A 22,086-nucleotide genomic window follows, 5' to 3' on the forward strand; every position below is an offset into this window, starting at 1 on the left:
GCGGGCCGCGACGGACGGTCGGGTCAGCCGAACGACTGCGCCGTCGCGCGCTCGACAGCCACCAGGTAGGCGATGCGCTCCTCGCCGCGCGGGTAGTCGGCGCCCGTGTAGGCGCGGGCGATCCGGTCGACGACGGCCCACCCGGTGTCGCCCAGCAGGACGCGCTCCACGCGGCCGCGCAGCAGAGCCATCTCCCAGGGCCGTTCCGTGTGCGTCACGGAGACGGCCACGCGGGGGTCGCGGTCCACGTTGCGCGCCTTCTGCGAGCGGGGCCCGGTGAGGAACGCGAGGCGGTCGCCCTCCCACGCCACCCACAGCGGCACGCTGTGCGGCGAGCCGTCGGGCAGCAGCGTCGCCAGGTGCGCCACGTGCGGCTCGGCGACGAGGCGGCGGGCGGTCTCGGGCAGGTGGGCGGGGCCGGGCAGCGGGCCGGGTCCGGGTGCGGTCGTCATGACGGGGTCGACCGGCGGGAGCGCCCGGACTGATCGCTCCGGTCGCACTCGGGGTGGATTTGCCGTCTCGCCAGGTGGCGAGGGGATTCCGTTCCTAGCATGGGGAGCGGACGGCGCGGCGCGGGGGCTGGCCGCGGTGTCCGCACCGGCCCGCGGTCGCGGGCGGCGAGGGCGGCGGACGGAGACCCGATGAGCGGCACCATCGACGACGGCGGGCACGGCGGGCACGGCGGCGCGGGGGCGCCCGACGACGCCGCGGCGCGGCTGGCCGCGCTCGAGCGGGAGAACGCGGAGCTGCGCGCGCGGCTGGCGGCCGGCGCCGGCGCGCCGGTCGTCGCCGCGGCACCGCCCACGCCCCGCGAGCCGCGCCACCGCGGCAGGGCGGCTGCCGCCGTCGTGCTCGTCGTCCTCGGCGCCCTGCTCGCCCCCGTCGCCGTGGTCGCGGCCTGGGCGGAGCGCACCCTCACCGACACGGACCGGTACGTCGACACCGTCGGTCCGCTCGCCGCCGACCCCGCGATCCAGGGCGCCGTCGCCGGCCGGCTCACCGACGTCGTGATGGAGCAGATCGACGTCCAGGCGATCCTCGGGACGGTGGTCGACGGGCTGGAGCAGCAGGGCGTCGGGCCGCGCGCCACGGACGCGCTGACGCAGCTCGAGGGGCCGCTGACCAGCGGCGTCGAGTCCTTCGTGCGTCGGGCCGCGGACAACGTGGTGAGCAGCGACGCGTTCGAGGACGCCTGGGTGCAGGCCAACCGGGTGGCGCACCAGCAGCTCGTCGCGACGATGCGTGGCGAGGGCGGCGAGCTGCTGCAGATCGGGCAGGACGGGCAGCTCACCATCCAGCTCTCCGGCATGATCGACCTGCTCAAGCAGCGGCTCGTCGACCGGGGCCTGGGGATCGCGGCGCGGATCCCGGAGGTGAACGCGACGTTCACGCTCATGCAGACGTCGCAGCTGGTGCAGGTGCAGAACCGGTACGCCCAGGTCGTGGCGCTGGGGACGTGGCTGCCGTGGATCTCGCTCGGCCTGCTGGCCGCGGGCGTGCTCGTCGCGCGGCACAAGTCGCGCACGCTGGTCGTGGCCGGGCTGGCGCTCGCGGCCGGGATGGTGCTGCTCGCCGTCGGCCTCGCGATCGGGAGGGGGATCTACCTCGACGCCCTCAAGGACGTGGTGCTGCGGCTGGACGCGGCCGAGGTGCTGTTCGACCAGGTCGTGTCCTTCCTGCGGGTCACGCTGCGGACGGTGGGCGTGCTCGGCCTCGTGGTCGCGCTCGTCGCCTACCTCGGCGGGAGCAGCGCGTCCGCGCGGTCCCTGCGCGCGGGCGCCGGCCGCGGGTTCGCGTGGGTGCGGGACTACGGCGAGGGCCGCGGGGTGACGACCGGGCCGGTCGGCGAGTGGCTCGGCCGGTACCGCACCCTGGTCCGCGTCGCGATCATCGCCGTCGCCGCCCTGGTGCTGCTGCTCGCCGGCAGCCCCACGCCGGGCCTCGTCATCGGCACCGCGCTGGTGGCCGGCGTCCTCATCGCCGTGCTCGAGCTCGTGGCCCGCCCGCCCCGGCCCGACGACGACGCCGCGGACGGGAGCACCGGCCCGCCCGACCTGCCCGCCGCGGCCCGGCCCACCCGCTGAACCCCTGCTCGACGGGCGGTGCGTGCCGACGTCGTGACGATCCGGTGCGGGGTCGTGACGCGACGCCGACGAGACGGCGCACGCCGCTAGCGTGGCGCGACGTGACCACCACCGACGTCGAGATCACCGCCGACCTCGTCCGTGACCTGCTGCGGGAGCAGCACCCGGACCTCGCCCACCTCCCCGTGCGCCTGGGCGCGCACGGCTGGGACAACCAGCTCTGGCGCCTCGGCGACGACCTCGCCGTCCGGCTCCCGTGGGCGACGGGCGACGCTGACGCCCTGCTGCGCAACGAGCACGCGTGGCTGCCCGGCCTCGCGTCGCGGCTGCCGCTGCCGGTGCCGGTGCCGCAGCGGCTCGGGGAGCCGGGCGCGCTGTTCGGGCGGCCGTGGGTCGTCACGACGTGGGTGCCCGGCGAGCCCGCGGACCGCGCACCCGTCACGCGGCCGGAGTCGGCCGACGTCCTCGCGGCGTTCCTCTCCGCGCTGCACCGCCCGGCCCCCGACGGCGCGCCCGCCGGCCGCGGGGACCGGGGCGGCCCGCTCGCCGACCACACCGCCGGCGTCGAGCACGGGATCGCGGAGGTGGTCGAGCGTGGGCTCGTCACCGACGCCGACGCCCTCCGCGCCGTCTGGCACGACGCCGCCGACGCCCCCGCGTGGGACGGGCCGGCGGTGTGGCTGCACGCCGACCTGCACCCGGCCAACGTCGTCACCGCCGACGGCGCCCTGAGCGGCGTGATCGACTTCGGAGACCTGTGCGCGGGCGACCCCGCCTACGACCTGGCCGGCGCCTGGCGGCTGCTGCCCGTCGGCACGGAGGAAGCCTTCCACGCCGCCTACCGCGGCCCGGACGGCCGGCCCGCCGACGACACGACGCGCCGTCGCGCCCGCGGGTGGGCCGTGGTCACCGCCCTGGGCGGCCTGCTGATCGGGCACGCGGGCGACGAGGGCCGCCCGGGCGGCAAGCCCACGTGGGGCCCGCCCGCCCGCGACGCCCTGGCCCGCCTCGTCGCGACGGCGTGACCGCGGGCCCCGTCGCGGTCAGGGGAGCGGGCGGAGGGGGCCGAGGTCGAGCAGGTGCCGGGCCCGGAAGCCGAGCAGCCGCTCGGCGGGCCCGAGGTCCACGGGCACGGCACGACCGGGCAGGCCGGAGCGCACCTCGGCGTCCGGGTGGTACCTCGCCAGGAGGTCGCCGGTGACGTACGGGACGAGGGTCTCGGGCGCCGCGACGTCGACGACGTGCGCGCCTGGCTCGTCGACGTCGAGCGCGAGCGCCGCGGCCACCGCGGCGTCCCGGACGTCCAGGTAGGCCCACAGGTCGGACGCGCCCTGCGCCGGGTCGACCGCCCGCGCCGCGGCGAACGCGGCGAGCCGGTCCGCGTCGCCCACGAGCGGGTACCGCAGCACGACGACCGTGCCGCCGTGCCGCCGGGCCGCGGCGGCGGCCGTCTGCTCGTCGACCACCTTGGACAGGGCGTACGGGTCGGCCGCCTGCGTGGGGGAGCCGAGGTCCGCGGGCACGTACGCGGGGTGCGCCGGCCGCGGCGCGAAGGGCAGCCCGCTGCGGGCCTGGGAGCCCGCCACGACCGCGCGGCGCACGCCCGCCCGTCCCGCCTGCTCCAGCACGGTGAACGTGGCGAGCGTGTTGGTGCGGAAGACGACCTCGGGCGGGTCGTGCAGCGGCGACGGGATCGCCGCGAGGTGCACGACGCCGTCGGCGCCGTCCAGCGCGCGGGCGACGACGCCGGGGTCGGCGGCGTCGCCCGCCAGCACGCGGTCGGCCCCGGCGGGGGCGTCGTCGGCGTCGAGCACGAGCGCCGTCACGGACATACCCCTCGCGACCAGCTCGGCGACGACGGCGGTGCCGATCCGCCCACCCGCCCCGGTGACCAGGACCCGGCGCGCGGCGCTCACGCGACGCCACCCCGGACGGGACCGCGCACGCGACCGCGCGCGAGACCGGGCGCCGCCACCTCGACGCCCGGCGCGTAGGCACGCACGGCGACGAGGTGGGCGGACGGCGCGCCGTGCGTGGCGGTGACGACCACCCGCAGCCGGTCGGTCGTGACGGGCTCGTCGAGCCGGTGCACCAGCCGGCGACGCCGGTTGTCGTGCCCCGACGCCACGGTGCGCCACGTGCCGCCGACGAGCGCCTGCACCTCGTGGTCGCGCAGCAGCACGGGCGGCACGCGGTGCGGGCTGTCGTGCCGGTGCAGGTTGATGAGGTCCTCCTCGACGTCGTCGTCGCCGACCAGGTCGACGGTCCCGAGGGTCACCGGCTCCGGCCAGCGCAGCTCCAGCCAGGCGGGTCCGGCGGCGTCGAGCGGCGCCGAGACCCAGGTCCGGGGCCCGGCGAACGGGCGCAGCCACCCGTCCACGGCCTTGTCCGCGGCGTACGCCTCGGTGCGCACGCCGCGCACGCAGTAGGTGCGCCGTCCGACGTCGTTGGAGCTCCACGCGCGGACCGGCTGGGGCCGCTCGTCCTGCGGGCGGAGGGCCCGGCGCACGAGGGAGAGCACCCCGGGGCGGCGGCCCTCGGCCACGTACAGCGCGGCGTCGGCGTTGGCGGCCACGCGCAGGAACCCGTTGCGGGGGGTCCCGGGCTCCCACGCGAGCGGGAGGCGCACCCACTGCTTCTCGCCGGCGGGCACGTCCACGACGGCGGTCGCCACCACCTCCCCGGGCACGTAGTTCTGCCCCTTGCCCGGGTCGGACAGCTCCACCTCGAGCCGCGTCGCGGCACGGGCGTCGACCAACAGCTCGAGCCCGTCGAGCGACGGGTCGACGGGCAGCACCAGGCCGGCGTCGTCGTCGAGCGGCCACCGCTCGACGGGGTCGGAGACGTCGATCTCGCGCAGGGCGCCCGACGCCGTCGCCCCGGCCCGCAGGGCGAGGTCGTCGGGGTCGCTGCTGCGCAGGCCGACGATCGCCGCGTCCTGGCGCAGCAGCGTGCGCTGCAGCGCGGGCACGTCCAGCTCGTGGGGCGCCACGCCCTGCCGCACGCACAGCGCGGCGGCGGTGCCGGCGGCCTCGCCCATCACGGCGCAGGTCGCCATGACGCGCGTCGTGCCGAAGGCGACGTGCGACGCGGAGGCGTCCCGCCCGGCGAACAGGAGGTTCGGCAGCGCGCGGGAGTGCAGCATGCCGAACGGCAGGTGGTAGACACCGTCCGCGTACCGCTGCCGCGCCCCCTCCTCGGTGGCGTACATGCCGCCGGGCGGGTGCAGGTCGATCGACCACCCGCCGTAGCCGATGCGGTCGTCGAACTCCCGCTGGGCGAGGACGTCGAGCTGCGTCAGCGTCCGCTCGCCCACGAAGCGGCGGTACTCGCGCCGCCCCGGCACCGAGCCCACCCACTCCAGGGTGAGGTTCTCGGCGTCGTACTCGCCGGAGTTCTTGATGTGGTCCCAGATGCCGTGCACCACCGACCACAGCTCGTCGCGGATCCGGCCGTTGTCGTGCACCACGTCCAGCTCGCCGCCGAACTCGATCCACCAGTACGCGCACCCGGAGTCCTCGGCGCGGATCACCCGGCGCGACGGGATCGACGTGGTCGTGATGTCCTTCGCGAAGTCCGGCGCCACGTACCGCACGGGCCGGCCGGCGTCCTTGGAGTAGAAGAGCAGCGACGAGCCGAGCGTGATCGCGTCCGCCTCCTCGGGCGCCCACGGCTCGCCGAGCTCGGCGCGGGACTCGCGGCCCAGCCGCGACGCCGCCCCGGCCAGGTGCCCGACGAAGCCGTCGCCGGTGCAGTCCAGGAACACACCCCCCGTGAAGCGCGTCCGGGTCTCGCTGCCCGGGCTCCACGCCGTCACGGACACCACCCGACGTGCGGTCGCGGGCCCCTCGGCCTCCACCTCGCGCACGTCCGCGTCGAGGAAGAGGTCGAGCGAGGGCTCGGCGCGGACGGCGTCGAGGACGACGGCGTCCCACAGGTAGGGGTTGCCCTCGGGGTTGCGGTACTGGTTCTCGACGAACAGCTCGCCCATGATCCCGGTCTCGCGGGCGAAGTGGTTGCGGCCGTGGGCGGTGGCGCCCACCACCCAGACCCGGATCTCGCTGGACGAGTTGCCGCCCAGCACGGTCCGGTTCGTCACCAGCGCCACGCGGGCGCCGAGGCGGGCGGCGGCGATCGCGGCGCACACGCCGGCCAGCCCGCCGCCCACCACGACGACGTCGTACGTCAGGTCCTGCTCACGCATCGTGCTCCGATCTAGCTCTCGTCGGTGGCGCCGGCGCGACGGCACGCGGCGACGTTCTGCTCGGGCCGGGCCGACAGCCCGAGGTACACGCGGGGCGCGCCGTCGAGCCGCACCGTGACCGTGCCGCCCGACCCGGTGATCGTGCGACGCCGGCCGATGCAGTCGACCTCCACCACCTCGCGGGACCCCTGGAAGGAGACGTCGGTCTTCGTGGGCCAGCCGTCCTCCCACGCCTCGGGGTGCGGGTGGTAGGCGTCGGCGCCGTGGTCCGCGTTGAGCAGGTACCCGTCGGCGCGCGACCACAGCACCGACATCGGGCCCTCGGGGGTGTCGAAGAGCAGGCCACGCAGGTCCGGGTCCTGCGCTGACAGGTCGAGCCAGCGGACGAACGTCGCGCCCTCGAGCAGGCGCGTCGCGGTGGCGAACGCCAGCAGCGACGGCTTGGCGCTCGCGTCCCGGTTCATGAGGCCGAAGTGGTACTCCGCGTTCGCGGGCATCGCCTGCTGCGGCCGGTGGATGATCGAGTCGTGGAGCTGGTACCAGTTCACGCCGTCCACCCCCTCCGACATCGCGAGCGCGAGCTGGAGCAGCGTGTTCTCCGCCGCCTGCCGCATCGTGTCGTTCCACCAGCGGTTCGGCCGCGTGCAGGCGTACGCCTCCGTGAGCCACAGCTCCTTGTCCCCGCCGTACAGGTCCACCCGGCGCCGGGCCTCCCGCAGCGCGCCGAGGAAGTTCCAGTACGAGCCGGTGTCGCCCGTGACCCACTCGTCGGGGGTGGGGGCGTAGTCGGGCACGAAGTTGCCGCGCCCGGGGTGGAACGCGAACGCGTCGATGAGGTCCCAGCCGCCCGCCGCGTGGAAGCCGTCCACCCAGTTCACGTCCATGCCGCCGAGCCCGCAGTTCATCACCTTCGCGGTGCCGCCCACCTCGCGCAGCCGCTCGACGGCGGGCCGCAGCCCGTCGCGCACGTACTCCAGCGTGTAGCGGCCCGACATCCAGGGCTGGTTGCGCTCGTTGTCGACCTCGAAGTACCGGGCCCGCGCCCCGACGACGATGTCGACCAGGTCGGCGGCCCACTGCTGCGCCTCCTCCGGCGTGGCGCCGAAGACCACGTCGCCGTGCTGGATGTTCGGCATGATGCCCATCGCCTCCAGCTCGGCGGGCGGGATGCCGGGCGCGCCCTCGTAGGCGATCCGCACCGACGCGACGCCCAGCAGGGTGAGCAGCTCCGCGACGTCCTGCTTCGACGGCTCCAGCAGCCAGGGGTAGTTGGCGATGCCGATGCGGCCGGTGCCCGCGTAGTCGTGCCGCGGCAGCACGGTGAGCGTGGTGCGGGCGAAGTCCTCGCCGCCGGCGCTCGTGGCGCGGACCTCGACGAACACGATGCCGTGCTCGGGCGCGGGCACCTCGACCGCCTCCTGCCAGGAGGTACCGGGCTCCAGCGTGCGGGTCCCGGTGCCGCGCGCGACGACGGCGCCGTCGAAGTCGCGGGCCTCCCACGCGAGGGTCACGGGTCCTGCCGCCGGCGCGCCCTGCACCGCGTGCGCGTGCACCACCAGCGGCGCGGACGCGTCCGTGGACAGGCCGAAGGCGCGGTCGTGGACGAGCTCGACGCCGACCGGCCGCCCCGTGGCGACCGTCCCCGCGGCGGTGGGGGACAGGTCGCCGAGCACGAGGTCGCCCTCGTGCACCAGGACGCCGTCGTCGCCGAGCACGCCCTCGACGTGCAGCCACGTGGCGCTCGACCAGGCAGGGTTGGTGGTGCCGAACCGGAAGTGCGCCGCCGTGCCGACGAGGGGCTCGGTGTACACGATGCCGTCGTTGGTCTCGAACGGGACGCCGCCGCCGGCGTCGCGCTGCCAGCGCACCAGCGCGGTGGTCGTGTACGGGCCGGCCGACCCGGCGGGCACGCGCGCGAGCTGGGAGTTGAGGCTCAGCCCGCGCGGGCTGGTCGCGTCCCAGCGCAGGTGCGCGCGGTGCGGCGAGACGTCGAAGACGCCGCGCACAGTGATGCCGTCGGCCGCCGCGGTGAGCCGGTACTCGACCTGGATCGCGGGCCGGCCGTCGGGCAGCGTGACGGCGCTCGGCGTGCCGCCGTACGTGCGCTGCTGGCCCACCACCATGTCCTTCACCATGAAGTGGGTGAGGCGCACCCGCTCGGTGCCGGCGTCGTCGCGCACGACGATCGTGCCGTCGGCCAGCGCGTCGAGGCGGATGCCGGGGGCGCTGAGGGAGGGGAGGGCGGACGCGTGCGCGGTGCCGGGCGGTGCGGCGACGGTCGCCACGGCGGCGCCGGTCGTGGCGAGGGCGCCGGCGACGAACGTCCGGCGGGTCACGGGGGCGGGGAGCTCGCGAGCGGTCATGGTGGGTCCTTCGTCGACGGTGACGGGGGGCACGTACGGGACGAGCGGGGAGGAGCGGGGTGGCGGGTCAGCCCTTGACGCCGGTGAAGCCGAGCCCGTCGACCATGTAGCGCTGGAAGACGAGGAAGAGCAGGACGGGCGGGAGGAGGGCGAGGAAGCAGGCGGCGATGAGCTGGTCCTGGGGTGCCTGCTTCGCCAGCACGGACAGCGCCACGGCGATCGGCTGCTTGGCCGGGTCGGTGATCGCGACGAGCGGCCAGATGAAGTCCTTCCAGGCGTGCATCACCGCGAGCAGCGAGATCACGGCGAGGATGGGGCGGCTCATCGGCATGACGATGCGCACCATGACCTGCCACACGTTGGCGCCGTCCACCTTCGCGGCGTCGAAGAGCTCGTGCGGCAGGGCGTCGAAGAACCGCTTGGCGATGAGCACGTTGAACGCGTTGGCGCCGGCGGGCAGCCAGATCGCCCAGTAGGTGTTCGCCAGGTTCAGGTGGATCAGCGGCACGTCGATGATCGTGAGGAACAAGGACACCATCGACACCGTGTACGGCACGAACATGGTGGCGAGGATCGCCGCGTACACCGCGGGGCCGAAGCGCGGGCGCAGCACCGACAGGGCGTAGCCCGCCGTGACCGCGACGAACAGCTGCACGGCCCACGACCCGGCCACCACCCACAGCGAGTTCAGCAGGTAGTGGCCGATGTCCAGGCGGGTCCACACCAGGGCGAAGTTCTCCCAGCGCGGGTCCGCCGGCCACAGGGCGAGCGGGTCGGTGACCAGCTCCGTGGGGGAGGAGATCGCGCCCTTGAAGGCCCAGTAGAGGGGGCCGACGCCGGCGATGACGAGGAGCGCGAGGGCGATCCCCGTGACGGTGAGCAGCGCGGCGCGGCCGGCCGGACGGCGCCGGGCGGCGACCGAGACGAAGGTGCTCATGACTGGCTCCAGCGCCGGGTGGCGCGCAGGTAGACGAACGACAGGGCGGCGAGGGCGAGGGCCAGGAGGAACGCGAGGGCCGCGGCCTGCCCGTACTGCCCCTGCTGGAAGCCCTTGCGGAAGATCAGCAGCAGCACCGTGACGGTGGCGTTCTTGGGCCCGCCGCCGGTGAAGACGTACGGCTCCGTGAACACCTGGACCGTGGTGATGAGCTGCCACAGGAGCAGCAGGCCGATGGTGGGGCGCAGGTGCGGCAGCATGACGTGCCCGATACGGCGCCACAGCCCCGCGCCGTCGAGCTCCGCGGCCTCGTACAGCTCCTGCGGGACGCCGGTGATGGCGGCCAGGTAGATGAGCACCGACCCGCCCATGCCGGCCCACGTGGACTCCAGGACGAGGGAGAGCATCGCCGTGTCCGGGGACTCCAGCCACGGGTAGGGCCCGAGCCCGACCTGCGCCAGGAGCGAGTTGAACAGGCCGGGGCCCGGGTCGTAGAACCACTTCCACAGCAGTACGGACACGACGGGCGGGACGACGACGGGCAGGTAGACCAGCACGCGGTACACGCCGCCGTAGCGCCGCACCGTCGACATCACCGCCGCCATGATGATCGGCAGCGGGAAGCCGATGAGCAGGCCCAGGCCCACGAACTGCAGGGTGTTCAGCACCGCCGTCCCGAGCAGCGGGTCGGCGAGCAGCGCGCGGAAGTTGTCCAGGCCCACCCACACCGCGGGCGTCACCAGGTTGGTCTTCTGGAAGCTCAGCAGCAGCCCCTGGACCATGGGCCACCACGCGAAGAGGCCGAAGATCAGCAGGGCGGGCAGCAGCAGCGCCGCGGCCACCAGGTCGGTGCGCAGGGCGCGCCGCCGGGTCGGCCGGGGCGCCGGTGGCGCGTCCTCGTCGGGACGCGCCACCGGGACGGTCGTCGTCATCGTCGCCACGGTGGTCCTCAGCTCGACGCCAGCTGGGCCTCGGCCTGTGCCTGGGCCTCGGCGAGGAGCGCGTCGACGTCGGCGTCCTCCTCGGTGAGCACGGCCTGCACCACCGTGTCGAGCACCGCGTAGATCGCCTGCGCGCCGGCGGTGGGCTCCGGCTGCAGCGTGAGCTGCGGGGTGCCCTCGGTGTAGTGCGTGAAGTGCTCGAGCTCGACGTTGACCCACGGCTCGATCGCCGCGTCGATCTTCGCCTGGTGCTCCGCGTCGAACATGGGCAGGGTCGGGACGCCGACGGCGGCCGTCGGGTCCTTCGCGAGGGTCTCGGCCTGCGACGCCGCGACCTCGGGGTCGTACTGCGGCTGGGCGTAGGCGAAGAGCATCCACTTCACGGCGGCGGCCTGCTTCGCGGCGTCGACGTTGGCCGGCACCATGAACACCTCGCCGCCGGACATCGTCGCGTCGCCGCCCGCCCGGGGCATGGCGGCCATCCCGAAGTTCTCGGTGTCCTTCATGCCGAAGTTCTGCTTGGCGAGCTTGTACGTGCCCGGCGTGCCCATGAACATGCCGACCTGGCCCGCGGCGAAGTCACGGACCACGTCGTCCTGGTTGAGCAGCTGCTGGCTGCCCATCGAGTCGTCGGTCCACCGCATCTCGTGCAGCTGGTCCAGGGCGGCCTTGATCTCGGGCGTCTGGAGGGTGGGCGTCACCGTGTCGCCGTCCCGCGACTCGAGCGCGCCGCCGAACGCGTACGTCAGCATGGTCAGCTGCCAGCCGCCCTGGTTGTCCTTCGACTCGTGCACGAAGCCCGCCGCGTCGGTCTTCTCGGCGATCGCCTTCGCCGCCGCGCGGACCTCGTCCCAGGTCTCCGGCGGATCGTCCGGGTCCAGCCCGGCCTTCTCGAACAGCGCCCGGTTGTAGGCCAGGCCCATCGCGAACGGGGAGCGCGGGACGCCGTACACGTTCCCCGCGTCGTCCGACAGGGGCTCGAGCACCTGCGGGTTGAGCTCCTCGTAGTGCGGCCACGCGGCGAGGTGCTCGGTGAGGTCCGCGACCTGCGCGCGCTGGATGAGACCCTGCGGCTCGGTCAGCGGCACGCGGATGACGTCCTCGATGCTGCCGCCCGCGAGCTGGGCGGAGAACGTCAGCGGGTCGTACTCGTTGGTCGTGGCCTCGATCGTGATGTCGGGGTTCGCGGCCTCGAACTCGTCGACCGTCGCCTGGAAGGCCTCCTGCCCCGCGGCGTCCGTCGCCGGGGGCATGCCCTGCACCCGCAGGGTGACGGGCCCGGCGGTGGCGCCGGGGTCGTCGTCGGAGCCGCCGCACGCCGAGAGCGTGGCGGCCAGGCCGAGTGCGGTGACGGCGGCGGTCGCGCGCGCGGCGCGCCGCCGGGTCGGGTGGTGAGTCATCGTCGTCCCTCCACAGGAGCGGTGGGTCGTCCCGCGCCGATCAGTCCCGGGGAGCCGGGCCGGTCGAGCGTCGGGGGACCAGGTGGGTGCCGACCTCGACGAGGGCGGCGGGTCGGTCGTGGTCGTGCACGAGGTCGGTCAGGGTGTCGAGCGCGCGGGCGGCGAGCTCGTCGGCCGGGATCGCGATCGTCGTCAGGGACGGCGTCGCGACCCGGGACAGGAGCGTGTCGTCGATGCCGACGACGGACACGTCGCGCGGGACGTCGACGCCCAGCGCGTGGAACTGGTGGAGCACGCCCATGGCCACGAGGTCGTTGTGGGCGATGACGGCCGTCGCGCCGTGGGCCGTGACGAGCGGTGCGGCGTGCAGGCCGGTCTCGAACTGCGGCTTGTAGGGGCCGAGCTCGACGAGCGTGAGGCCGACGTCGTCGAAGGCCTCGTGGATGGACTTGCCGCGCTGCAGCTCCGGGCGGGCGCAGTTGATGAACGCGCAGCGTTCGTGGCCCAGGGCGCGCAGGTGCTCGGCCGCCTGGTGCAGGCCGCCGCCGAGGGCGATCCGCACCTCCGCGACGCCCGGCACCTCGCGGTTGACGAGCACGAGCGGGATCTCGGCGGCGAGGCTGGCCAGCGCGTCGTCGGACAGCGTGGACGCCCACAGGATCAGGCCGTCGACCTGCTTCGACAGGGTGCCGATGGTCTCGGCCTCGTCGGCCTCGTGCTCGTCCGAGTCGGCCACGAGCAGGGTGTACCCCTGGCGGCGGACCCGGGCCTGCATGGCCTTGAGGATCGGCGGGAAGAACGGGTTGGCCATGTCGGTGACGACGAGCCCCAGCGAGCCGGTGCGGCGGTCCCGCAGCGAGCGGGCGGCGGGGCTGGCCGTGTAGCCGAGGGCGTTCGCGGCCTCGAGGACCCGTCGCCGGGTCTCGTCGCTGACGAGGTCCGGGCTGTTGATCGCCCGGGAGACCGTCGACGCGGACACCTGGGCCCGTCGTGCGACCTCCGTGATCGTGGCTGCCACGGGAATCACCTCCTTCGGTGGTGCCACGGATCATGACAAACGGTTGTGGAACACGTCAAGAGTTGTGGAACAGATCTGGTCCCGAAGCGTGACTGTGGCTAGGATCGCCGCAATTCGTGCTGGAAACGATGGTGGAAGTTTCACCGAGGAGTGTTCGATGAAGATCACTGGCGTAGAGGTGCTCACCCTCCCGGACCACGGCGACTCGATGATGCTGGTCGTCGTCGACACCGACGAGGGCCTGCACGGCATCGGCGAGGTCGGCATCCGCTCCCGTCAGCGCGCCGTCGCCGGTGCCGTCGAGCACCTGACCGACCTGGTCCTGGGCGAGGACGCCATGGCCGTCGAGCATCTGTGGCAGGTGATGGCCCGGCGCGGCTTCTTCCCGGCCGACCGGGTCGTCGGCGCCGCGATCGGCGCGATCGACACCGCCCTGTGGGACCTCCGGGGCAAGGCGCTCGGGGTGCCGGTCCACACGCTCCTCGGCGGCCCGGTGCGCGACCGCGTGGCCTGCTACGTGCACCTCGGCGACGACTACGAGGACCGCGAGGCGTTCTACGACCGGGCCCGCGGCCTGGCCGCCGACGGGTGGCGGCACCTGCGGTTCGCGCTGCCGCACCCGCCCGGCGTCCTGGACCAGCGGCAGAGCATGCGGGACGGCATCGAGCTCTTCCACCGCATGCGCGAGGCCGTGGGGGACGACGTCGAGCTGATCCTCGACGTGCACACCCGCCTCGACCCGCCCGAGGCCGTCACCCTGTGCCGGGAGGTCGAGAGCGCCCGGCCGTACTTCGTCGAGGACCCGCTGCGCTGCGAGAACCTCGACTCGTACGCGCGGCTGCGGGCCGCCACGGGCGTCCCCCTCGCCGCGGGCGAGCAGTTCGCGTCCAAGTGGGACTTCGCGCGCCTCGTCGAGCGCGACCTGATCGACTACGCGCGCGTCGACGTCGCCGTGGCCGGCGGCCTCACCGAGGCGCGCAAGATCGCCGCCCTGTGCGAGGTGCACCACGTCAAGCTCGCCACCCACAACCCGCTCGGCCCCGTCACAGCGGCCGCGTCGCTGCACCTCAACCTCGCCAGCCCGGCGGTCGGCGTCCAGGAGCACCAGACCGAGCCCGAGCCGGCCGTGGCCGCGCTGTTCTCCGCGCGCCCCGCCATCGTCCCCGGCTGGGTGGAGACGGACGACACGCCCGGCCTCGGCGTCGACCTGGACCGGGACGCCGCGCGCCGGATGCACGCCACCGCCGACGAGCGGCCCGCCCTGCGCGCGCTCGACGGGTCGTTCACCAACTGGTGACCCGCGCCGGGGGGCGGGCGGGCGCGGGCGCGGCACGGACGCCGCACGGGAGGAGCGGTACCGCACCGACCTCGAACGGCACGACCGCATCGACACGGGGGACGCGGTGGGCCGGACGGCGCCGCGCGTCGTCGGCGTCGGCCTGCCGTGCACGCCTCCCTCGACCGCAGGGCGACGCGCTCTCGGCGCCGGTGCGCCGCGAGGCGGGGCAGAAGCTGCCCGCCGTCCCGTGACCCGGGTTCAGGCGCCGCCCTCGCCGGCGGCTCGGCCGAGCTGGCCGGCGATGCGACGTTCGAGGGCGTCGGTGGCGGCGTCCGGCAGGGCGAGGATGCCCTCCAGCTCCTTCGTGGCGCGCCGGTAGGCCGACTGCCGCTCCGCCTGCGAGGAGCCCTCGTCGTCGGCCAGGGCGAGGAGCTTCTTAGCGCGGTCGAGCGCCTGGCGCTCCGCCGGGGAGAAGTCCGACGCCCGCCGCCGTCGGGCCTCCCGCTCGGCGACGTCGAACCGCACCTGCATCTCGCGGACCGCGTCGCGGTACCGGTCGAGGCGGCGCCGGTCGCGCAGCGCGTCCAGGTTCTCGGGGCGCAGGTCCTCCGCCTCGCGCCGGGCGCGGTGGAAGTCGACCGTGACCTGCTCCCGCATGTCGGACATCAGGGGGTACTCGACCGCCTTCACGGCGTCGAGCTCGTACTCCAGCCAGCGGTGCTGGGTCTCGTCGTGCGCGGCCACGGTGCGCTCGATCTCGCGGGTCAGCGCCTCGTCGTCCGCCCGGGCCGCCTGCTCGCCGGCGTGCTTGATCCGGTACATCTCGATCTTGTCGCGCCGCCGCCGCTCGTCCCACACCTGCGCACCGCGGATCCACCCGCCGACGATGCCGCTCAGAGGGAAGACGAGCCACCAGTAGGAACCGAGGAAGTCCCACATGCCGTGCACCCTCCCACGCTAGCGGGGGTGACCGCTCCGTGGTCGGGGGCGCCCGGGGCCAGGCGCCGGTCTAGGCTGGGGGCGTCAACCCAGCACCGTCGCGGGCGTCAGCGGCCCCGGGCACCTCCGCCTGGGCCTTGCCGCGCGGTCGCCCGCGGTCCCCGTCTGAAGGAGCACCCGTGGCAAGCATCGAAGCCGTTGGAGCACGCGAGATCCTCGACTCGCGCGGCAACCCCACCGTCGAGGTGGAGATCGCGCTGGACGACGGCACCTTCGCCCGCGCGGCGGTCCCGTCGGGCGCCTCGACCGGCGCGTTCGAGGCCGTCGAGCGTCGTGACGGCGACAAGGGGCGCTACCTGGGCAAGGGCGTCGAGGGTGCGGTCAATGCCGTCATCGACGACATCGCCCCCGAGCTCATCGGCTACGACGCCGAGGAGCAGCGCATCATCGACCAGACCCTCATCGAGCTGGACGGCACCCCGAACAAGGGCAAGCTGGGCGCCAACGCGATCCTCGGCGTCTCGCTCGCCGTCGCGAAGGCCGCCGCGAAGTCGGCCGGCCTCGACCTGTTCCGCTACGTCGGCGGCCCGAACGCGCACGTGCTGCCCGTGCCGATGATGAACATCATCAACGGCGGGTCGCACGCCGACTCGACGGTGGACTTCCAGGAGTTCATGATCGCGCCGATCGGTGCGCCGACCTTCAAGGAGGCCCTGCGCACGGGCACGGAGGTCTACCACGCCCTCAAGAGCGTGCTGAAGGGCAAGGGCTTCTCCACCGGCCTCGGCGACGAGGGCGGCTTCGCCCCCGACCTGCCGTCGAACTCCGCCGCCCTGGACCTCATCGTCGAGGCGATCGAGAAGGCCGGCTTCACGCCGGGCTCCGACGTCGCCATCGCGATGGACGTCGCCGCGACCGAGTTCTTCAAGGACGGGGCGTACCACTTCAAGAACGGCGAGGTGCACTCGACCGAGGACATGATCAAGCTCTACGAGGGCCTGATCTCGAGCTACCCGATCGTCTCCATCGAGGACCCGCTGTCCGAGGACGAATGGGGCGCCTGGTCGCAGTTCGTCTCCGAGGTCGGCGACAAGGTGCAGGTCGTCGGCGACGACCTGTTCGTCACCAACCCCGAGCGCCTCGCCCGCGGCATCGAGGAGAAGGCCGCCAACTCGCTGCTGGTCAAGCTCAACCAGATCGGCACGCTCACCGAGACGCTCGACGCGGTCACGCTCGCGCAGCGCAACGGCTTCACGACGATGACCTCGCACCGCTCCGGCGAGACCGAGGACACCACCATCGCCGACCTGTCCGTCGCGACGAACGCCGGCCAGATCAAGACCGGCGCCACCGCGCGCGGCGAGCGCATCAACAAGTACAACCAGCTCCTGCGCATCGAGGAGGCGCTGGACGACGCCGGTCGCTACGCCGGCCGTTCGGCCTTCCCGCGCTTCCAGGGCTGACACCCCGGAGGCTCGCAGGTCCTGACCGACGGCCGGTCGCCCCGCACGGGGCGGCCGGCCGTCGTCGTCCCCGGTGTGCCTCCGTCCGCATCGAGCGTGCTGAGTTGCTCCTCAAGCTCGCGTCTCGAGGAGCAACTCGGCACGCTCGATGCCGGACCTGGCGGGCGCGCCGACGACGGTCCCCGCTGCGGGCGGTGCGGCTCGGCAGAATCGGGGCGTGCCTGCCCGTCGCCCGACCTCACCCGCCGCCCGCCGTCCGGCGTCGCGGCCCTCGGGGGCGCGCGGCGGCTCCGCCCGGCCCACGACGACGGCGAACGCGTCGGTGGGGACGACGTCCAAGGCGCCGGCGAAGGGCAAGAGCGCGGCCAAGGGCGCCGCGAAGGGTGCCGGCACGTCCACCGGCAAGTCCACCGGCAAGAGCTCCGGCAAGGGCGCGGCGAGCACGCGGCGCGGGTCGCGACGTCCGGCGGGGCCGGCGCGCGAGGAGCGCCGCCGCAGCCGTTACGGGCTGGTGCTGCCGGAGGTGCTCACCGTCCGGCTCATCGTGCTGTCGGTGGTGGTGCTGCTCGCGGTGGTGCTGCTGCTGCCGACGGTGCGCGCCGCCGTCCAGCAGGCGCACGAGCTGGACCGGCTGCGCACCGAGCTGGCGGAGAACCGGGCGGAGCGCGACCGCCTGGAGGTGGAGCTCGGTCGCTGGGACGACCGGTCGTACGTCGAGGAGCAGGCGCGGTCGCGGCTGAGCTTCGTCATGCCGGCGGACAAGGTGTGGCGCGTGGTGGACCCGGACGCGGCCGGGGACGACGACGTCGACCCCGTGACGGGGGAGGCCGTCGGCTCCGGGCCGGTAGGGACGACGACCGGGCCGAGCGTGCCCTGGTACCAGTCGGTCTGGGAGTCGGTGCAGGTCGCCGACGGTCCGGCCGCCGCGGACGCCGACGATCCCGAGCCCGGGAGCTCGCCCCAGCCCTCGTCGGGAGCCGGCTGACCCCTGTCTCCCGGCTCAGCCCCGCCCGGCTCAGCGCCCGCCCGACCGGTGGCCGAGGCCGGCCGCGATGGTCGCGGCGGCGTCGAGCACCACGGGCACGAGCGCCTCGACGCGCGCGGGAGGCATGTACGGGCGGGTCGCGGAGACGCTGACGGCGGCGACGATCGCGCCGGACGCGTCGCGCACGGGCGCGGCGACGCAGAGGATGCCGGGCTCGTTCTCCTCCAGGTCGAACGCGACGCCTCGGCGGGCGGACGTCTCCATGACGGCGACGAACTCGTCGGGCGTGAGCACGTCCGCCGCGGGGTCGTCCGGGGTGTCCCCGCCCACGCGACGCTCGGCGACGAACAGGTCGCGCCACCGCTCCGGCTGGTCGAGCAGCAACGCCTTGCCCACGCCGGTGCGCGTGAGGGGCATCCGGTGCCCGACGCGGGAGCGCATCTCCGCGCCCCGGGTGCCGGGGATCTTGTCGAGGTAGAGCACCTGGCCGCGGTCCTCGACGGCGAGGTGCACGGTGTCGGAGACGCGGGCCGCGAGCTCCCGCAGCGGCCCGCCCGCGACGTCGGCGACGGGGTTCTCCTGCAACGCCTGGTAGCCGAGCTCGATGAGCGCCGGGCCGAGCGCGTACCGGCCGTCGTCGAGCCGGCGGACGTACCCGGTCGCGAGGAGCAGCTGGAGCAGGCGGTGGGTGGTGCTGCGGCCGATGCCGGTCTCGGCGGCGATGTCGCGCAGGCGGCCGTGCCCGCGGGCGACCGCGTCGACGACGGCGATCCCGCGGGCCAGGGTCTGCGTGCCCGGGGGCGCGGTCGTGGCGCGGGTGGCGGGCCGGGTCGCGGGGGAGTCCGGGGGGACGTCGTGGCTCACGGCGACGAGGGTATCCCGATAATAGGGACGGGGTTCTCATCATCGGGACGGGCGCCTAGCGTTCCCGACCATGGCCGATGACGCACCCCGCAGCGACGCCGCGCTCGTCGCCCTCGACTGGGGCACCACCAGCTTCCGGGGCTGGCTGCTGGGCGCGGACGGCGAGGTCGTGGACGAGGTCCGCACGGACGACGGCACCCTCCGCTGCTCCGCGGGCGTCGGTTCCGCCCCCGAGCGCGCCACCGCCTTCGAGCGGGCGTTGGTGCGCCTGTGCGGACCGTGGCTCGACCGTCACCCGGGCCTGCCGGTGCTGGCGGCGGGGATGGTCGGCTCCAACCACGGCTGGGCCGACGCGGGCTACCTCGACGTGCCCGCGTCCCTGACGCTGCTCGCCGAACACCTCACCCCGGTGCCGCTCGAGCTGCCGGCCGAGGTGCCGGCCGAGGTGCCGGCCGCAGGGGCCGTCGTGCACCTGGTGCCCGGCCTGCGGGTCACGGGCCCAGACCCGGACGTCCTGCGCGGGGAGGAGGTGCAGCTGCTCGGCGCGCTGGACGCCGTCCGCGACGAGGGTGGAGTCCCGCTCGCCAGGGCGGTGCTGCCCGGCACGCACTCGAAGTGGGTGCGCGTGGACGGCGACGTCGTCACGGGCTTCGGCACGGTGATGACCGGCGAGCTGTACGGGCTCCTGCTGCGCGACAGCATCCTGGCCCGCCTCGCCGACGGCGGCCCCGACGGCGGCGCGACGCCCCCCGACCCGGAGGCGTTCGACCGCGGGCTCGACGCCGAGGCGCGGCGCGGCGACGAGCAGGGCCTGGCGGCGCTGCTCTTCACGGCCCGCACCCTCGTCATGGCCGGCACGCTCCGGCCCGCGCAGGTGGCGGACTACGTCTCCGGCCTCCTCGTCGGGTCCGAGGTGCGGCACGCGCTGCGCGCGGACCCCGCCCGGCTCGTCACCGTGTGCGCGTCGCGGGCGACCGCGCGGCGCTACCAGCGGGCGCTCGAGCACCACGGCGCGGCGGCGCACGTCGTCGGGGAGGACGTCGCGGCGCGCGGCCTGTGGCGCGTCGCGCGGGACGCCGGGCTCGTCACCCCCGAACGCGCCGGCACCCGGTCCGGCACCCGGTCCGGCACCCGGTCCGGCACCCGGTCCAGCACGGAGGAAGGAACCTCATGACGCACCGACCCACCGGCCTCGTCGCCATCCTGCGGGGCGTCACGCCCGCCGAGTCCGTCGACGTGGCGTCCGCCGTCCTCGAGGCCGGGTTCGACGCCGTCGAGGTGCCGCTCAACTCTCCCGACCCGTGGGAGTCGGTCCGCCGCGTCCGCGACGCGGCCGGCCCCGGCGCGCGCGTCGGGGCGGGCACCGTGCTCACCCCCGACGACGTGCGCCGCGCCGCCGACGCCGGAGCCTCGCTCGTCGTGTCGCCGAACACGCGGCCCGACGTCGTCGCCGAGACGGTGCGGCTGGGCCTGGAGAGCTACCCGGGGGCGGCCACGCCCACCGAGGCGTTCGCCGCCCTCGACGCCGGGGCCACGGCCGTCAAGCTCTTCCCGGCCACGGCGGTCGGCGTCTCCGGCATGCGCGCCTGGGCGAGCGTGCTGCCCGCCGGCACGGCGCTCGTCCCGGTGGGCGGCGTCGACGCCACGAACCTCGGGGAGTGGGCGCGCGCGGGCGCGGCGGGCGCCGGGCTCGGCACCTCGCTGTACCGCCCGGGCGACACGGCCGAGACGGTCGGCGCCCGCGCCGTCGAGCTCGTCCGCGTCTGGGCCGAGCACGCGCGCTGACGACCCACACCCGCACGACGCACGCACGAGCAACGACGCTGAAAGGGATCCCGTGAAGATCACGTCGCTGACGACATTCGTCGTCCCGCCCCGCTGGCTCTTCCTCAAGATCGAGACCGACGAGGGGATCGTCGGCTGGGGAGAGCCCGTCCTGGAGGGCCGCGCCGCCACCGTCGCGGCCGCCGTCGAGGAGCTGGCCGACTACCTGGTGGGCAGGGACCCCCGGCAGGTCGAGGACCACTGGACCGTGCTGTACCGCTCCGGCTTCTACCGGGGCGGCGGCGTCCACATGAGCGCGCTGGCCGGCATCGACCAGGCGCTGTGGGACATCAAGGGCAAGGCGCTCGGGGTGCCGGTGCACGAGCTCCTGGGCGGGCGCGTGCGCGACCGCATCAAGGTGTACTCGTGGATCGGCGGCGACCGCCCGGCCGAGACGGCCGCGGCCGCGCGGGAGGCCGTCGGGCGCGGCTTCTCCGCCGTGAAGATGAACGGCCCCGAGGAGCTGCAGTACCTCGACACGCGCGACAAGGTGGAGAAGGTCGTCGCCAACGTCTCCGCCGTCCGCGAGGCCGTGGGGCCCGACGTCGGCATCGGCGTCGACTTCCACGGGCGCGTGCACCGCCCGATGGCTCGCGTGCTCCTCGACGCGCTGGAGCCGTACCACCTGATGTTCGTCGAGGAGCCGGTGCTGTCCGAGCACGTCGACGGCGTCGCGGACGTGCTGCGCGCGTCGAGCACGCCGATCGCCCTGGGGGAGCGGCTGTACTCGCGCTGGGACTTCCGGCACGTGCTCGAGTCCGGTGTCGTCGACGTGATCCAGCCCGACCTCTCCCACGCGGGCGGCATCACCGAGGTGCGCAAGATCGCCGCGATGGCGGAGGCGTACGACGTCGCCGTCGCCCCGCACTGCCCGCTCGGGCCGATCGCGCTCGCCGCGTGCCTCCAGCTCGACGCCGTCGCGTACAACGCGGTGATCCAGGAGCAGAGCCTCGGCATCCACTACAACACCGCCAACGACCTGCTCGACTACGTCGTCGACCCGTCCGTCTTCGCCTACTCCGACGGGATGGTCGACATCCCGCGCGGGCCCGGCCTCGGCATCGAGGTGGACGAGGAGTACGTCCGCGAGCGGGCCGCCGTCGGGCACCGGTGGCGCAACCCCGTGTGGCGGCACGCCGACGGCTCGTTCGCGGAGTGGTGAGGCCGCGCCGCGGCAGCGGTGCGACCGGGGGGACGTCCGGGGGAGAATGAGGGCTGCCCCGCCCGCGAAGCACCCGAGGACCTCTCCGTGACCGACCAGCCCCCCGCCCCCGTCGACGCCGGCGACCCGACCGCCGTCACCGACCGCGACCTCGAGGTGCTCGCCGAGCAGCTCGGCCGCGAGCCGCGCGGCGTCGTCGGCATCGCCGCCCGCTGCGTGTGCGGCCGCCCGCTCGTCGTGCGCACCGCGCCGCGGCTGCCCGACGGCACGCCGTTCCCGACCACGTACTACCTCACGCACCCCGGCGCCGTCGCCGCCGCGTCGCGGCTGGAGGCGGACGGAGTGATGAAGGAGATGACGGAGCGGCTCGGCGAGGACGAGGAGCTCGCGGCGGCCTACCGCCGGGCGCACGAGCACTACCTCGCGAAGCGCGCGGAGCTCGGGCAGGTCGACGAGATCGACGGCATCTCCGCCGGGGGGATGCCCACGCGGGTCAAGTGCCTCCACGTCCTCATGGGGCACGCGCTGGCCGCCGGGCCCGGCGTGAACCCGCTGGGCGACGAGGCGCTCGCGCGGGTGCGCGACCAGTGGCGGCCCGACCGCTGCACCTGCTGACGGCCGGC

The 22,086-nt window shown here is 74.8% G+C and carries 19 protein-coding genes; 9 read left to right on the forward strand and 10 right to left on the reverse strand.

The features are described from left to right. Window positions 1–23: 23 nt before the first annotated feature. Window positions 24–452, reverse strand: a complete 429-nt coding sequence (locus ACQP60_RS12970; protein ID WP_429733155.1) for a TIGR03618 family F420-dependent PPOX class oxidoreductase — start codon at window positions 450–452, stop codon at window positions 24–26. A 189-nt stretch (window positions 453–641) separates the two neighbouring features. Here ACQP60_RS12970 and ACQP60_RS12975 point away from each other — a divergent pair, with 189 nt between their 5' ends. Then, window positions 642–2,084: a hypothetical protein gene (locus ACQP60_RS12975; RefSeq protein WP_429733158.1), complete on the forward strand. Its 1,443-nt coding sequence runs from the start codon at window positions 642–644 to the stop codon at window positions 2,082–2,084. 101 nt (window positions 2,085–2,185) lie between these two features. Further along, window positions 2,186–3,109, forward strand: a complete 924-nt coding sequence (locus ACQP60_RS12980; RefSeq protein WP_429733161.1) for an aminoglycoside phosphotransferase family protein — start codon at window positions 2,186–2,188, stop codon at window positions 3,107–3,109. Window positions 3,110–3,127: 18 nt separating this feature from the next. Here ACQP60_RS12980 and ACQP60_RS12985 read toward each other — a convergent pair whose 3' ends face one another. The 7 genes from ACQP60_RS12985 to ACQP60_RS13015 all read right to left on the reverse strand — a co-directional run bounded on the left by ACQP60_RS12985 (window position 3,128) and on the right by ACQP60_RS13015 (window position 12,947). After that, window positions 3,128–4,000: an NAD-dependent epimerase/dehydratase family protein gene (locus tag ACQP60_RS12985; RefSeq protein WP_429733164.1), complete on the reverse strand. Its 873-nt coding sequence runs from the start codon at window positions 3,998–4,000 to the stop codon at window positions 3,128–3,130. Beyond that, entirely contained in the window at window positions 3,997–6,288 is a 2,292-nt protein-coding gene (locus ACQP60_RS12990; RefSeq protein WP_429733167.1) for an FAD-dependent oxidoreductase, read from the reverse strand. The genes ACQP60_RS12985 and ACQP60_RS12990 overlap by 4 nt, the downstream gene beginning before the upstream one ends. A gap of 11 nt (window positions 6,289–6,299) precedes the next feature. After that, window positions 6,300–8,651 (reverse strand): hypothetical protein, encoded by a 2,352-nt coding sequence (locus tag ACQP60_RS12995; protein ID WP_429733170.1) that lies wholly within the window; start codon window positions 8,649–8,651, stop codon window positions 6,300–6,302. Between the two features lie 67 nt (window positions 8,652–8,718). Then, complete coding sequence (locus ACQP60_RS13000) at window positions 8,719–9,588, reverse strand: carbohydrate ABC transporter permease (protein ID WP_429733173.1); 870 nt, start codon at window positions 9,586–9,588, stop codon at window positions 8,719–8,721. Beyond that, window positions 9,585–10,520: a carbohydrate ABC transporter permease gene (locus ACQP60_RS13005; RefSeq protein ID WP_429733176.1), complete on the reverse strand. Its 936-nt coding sequence runs from the start codon at window positions 10,518–10,520 to the stop codon at window positions 9,585–9,587. The genes ACQP60_RS13000 and ACQP60_RS13005 overlap by 4 nt, the downstream gene beginning before the upstream one ends. Window positions 10,521–10,537: 17 nt before the next feature. Further along, window positions 10,538–11,929 carry an ABC transporter substrate-binding protein gene (locus ACQP60_RS13010; protein WP_429733179.1) on the reverse strand — a complete coding sequence of 464 codons (1,392 nt, stop codon included), beginning with the start codon at window positions 11,927–11,929 and terminating at the stop codon, window positions 10,538–10,540. A 40-nt stretch (window positions 11,930–11,969) separates the two neighbouring features. After that, window positions 11,970–12,947, reverse strand: a complete 978-nt coding sequence (locus ACQP60_RS13015; protein ID WP_429733182.1) for a LacI family DNA-binding transcriptional regulator — start codon at window positions 12,945–12,947, stop codon at window positions 11,970–11,972. A gap of 157 nt (window positions 12,948–13,104) precedes the next feature. Here ACQP60_RS13015 and ACQP60_RS13020 point away from each other — a divergent pair, with 157 nt between their 5' ends. Further along, window positions 13,105–14,244: a mandelate racemase/muconate lactonizing enzyme family protein gene (locus ACQP60_RS13020; protein ID WP_429733185.1), complete on the forward strand. Its 1,140-nt coding sequence runs from the start codon at window positions 13,105–13,107 to the stop codon at window positions 14,242–14,244. 240 nt (window positions 14,245–14,484) lie between these two features. On the opposite strand, the gene ACQP60_RS13025 is transcribed toward ACQP60_RS13020, so the two are convergent. Beyond that, window positions 14,485–15,165, reverse strand: a complete 681-nt coding sequence (locus ACQP60_RS13025; RefSeq protein ID WP_429733618.1) for a hypothetical protein — start codon at window positions 15,163–15,165, stop codon at window positions 14,485–14,487. A 179-nt stretch (window positions 15,166–15,344) separates the two neighbouring features. Here ACQP60_RS13025 and eno point away from each other — a divergent pair, with 179 nt between their 5' ends. Together eno and ACQP60_RS13035 are read left to right on the forward strand one after the other, a co-directional pair. Next, window positions 15,345–16,628, forward strand: a complete 1,284-nt coding sequence (gene eno / locus ACQP60_RS13030; RefSeq protein ID WP_429733187.1) for a phosphopyruvate hydratase — start codon at window positions 15,345–15,347, stop codon at window positions 16,626–16,628. Window positions 16,629–16,845: 217 nt separating this feature from the next. Beyond that, on the forward strand, window positions 16,846–17,613 hold the full coding sequence (locus ACQP60_RS13035; protein ID WP_429733190.1) for an FtsB family cell division protein: 768 nt from the start codon (window positions 16,846–16,848) through the stop codon (window positions 17,611–17,613). 30 nt (window positions 17,614–17,643) lie between these two features. On the opposite strand, the gene ACQP60_RS13040 is transcribed toward ACQP60_RS13035, so the two are convergent. Beyond that, on the reverse strand, window positions 17,644–18,477 hold the full coding sequence (locus ACQP60_RS13040; protein ID WP_429733193.1) for an IclR family transcriptional regulator: 834 nt from the start codon (window positions 18,475–18,477) through the stop codon (window positions 17,644–17,646). 70 nt (window positions 18,478–18,547) lie between these two features. Here ACQP60_RS13040 and ACQP60_RS13045 point away from each other — a divergent pair, with 70 nt between their 5' ends. From ACQP60_RS13045 to ACQP60_RS13060, 4 genes are all read left to right on the forward strand, one after another. Then, the gene (locus tag ACQP60_RS13045; protein WP_429733196.1) at window positions 18,548–19,651 is read left to right on the forward strand and encodes a 2-dehydro-3-deoxygalactonokinase; all 1,104 of its coding nucleotides are present in this window, start codon (window positions 18,548–18,550) and stop codon (window positions 19,649–19,651) included. Then, window positions 19,648–20,262, forward strand: coding sequence for a 2-dehydro-3-deoxy-6-phosphogalactonate aldolase (locus ACQP60_RS13050; RefSeq protein WP_429733199.1), 615 nt, complete (start codon window positions 19,648–19,650; stop codon window positions 20,260–20,262). Before ACQP60_RS13045 ends, ACQP60_RS13050 begins: the two co-directional genes overlap by 4 nt. 52 nt (window positions 20,263–20,314) lie before the next feature. After that, a complete protein-coding gene (gene dgoD, locus ACQP60_RS13055) occupies window positions 20,315–21,463 on the forward strand; it encodes a galactonate dehydratase (protein WP_429733202.1) in 1,149 nt (382 codons plus the stop codon). An 87-nt stretch (window positions 21,464–21,550) separates the two neighbouring features. Beyond that, window positions 21,551–22,078 carry a DUF501 domain-containing protein gene (locus ACQP60_RS13060; RefSeq protein WP_429733205.1) on the forward strand — a complete coding sequence of 176 codons (528 nt, stop codon included), beginning with the start codon at window positions 21,551–21,553 and terminating at the stop codon, window positions 22,076–22,078. Window positions 22,079–22,086: the final 8 nt, after the last annotated feature.

It is taken from the genome of Isoptericola variabilis (assembly GCF_050311655.1).
Lineage (GTDB): Bacteria > Actinomycetota > Actinomycetes > Actinomycetales > Cellulomonadaceae > Isoptericola > Isoptericola variabilis.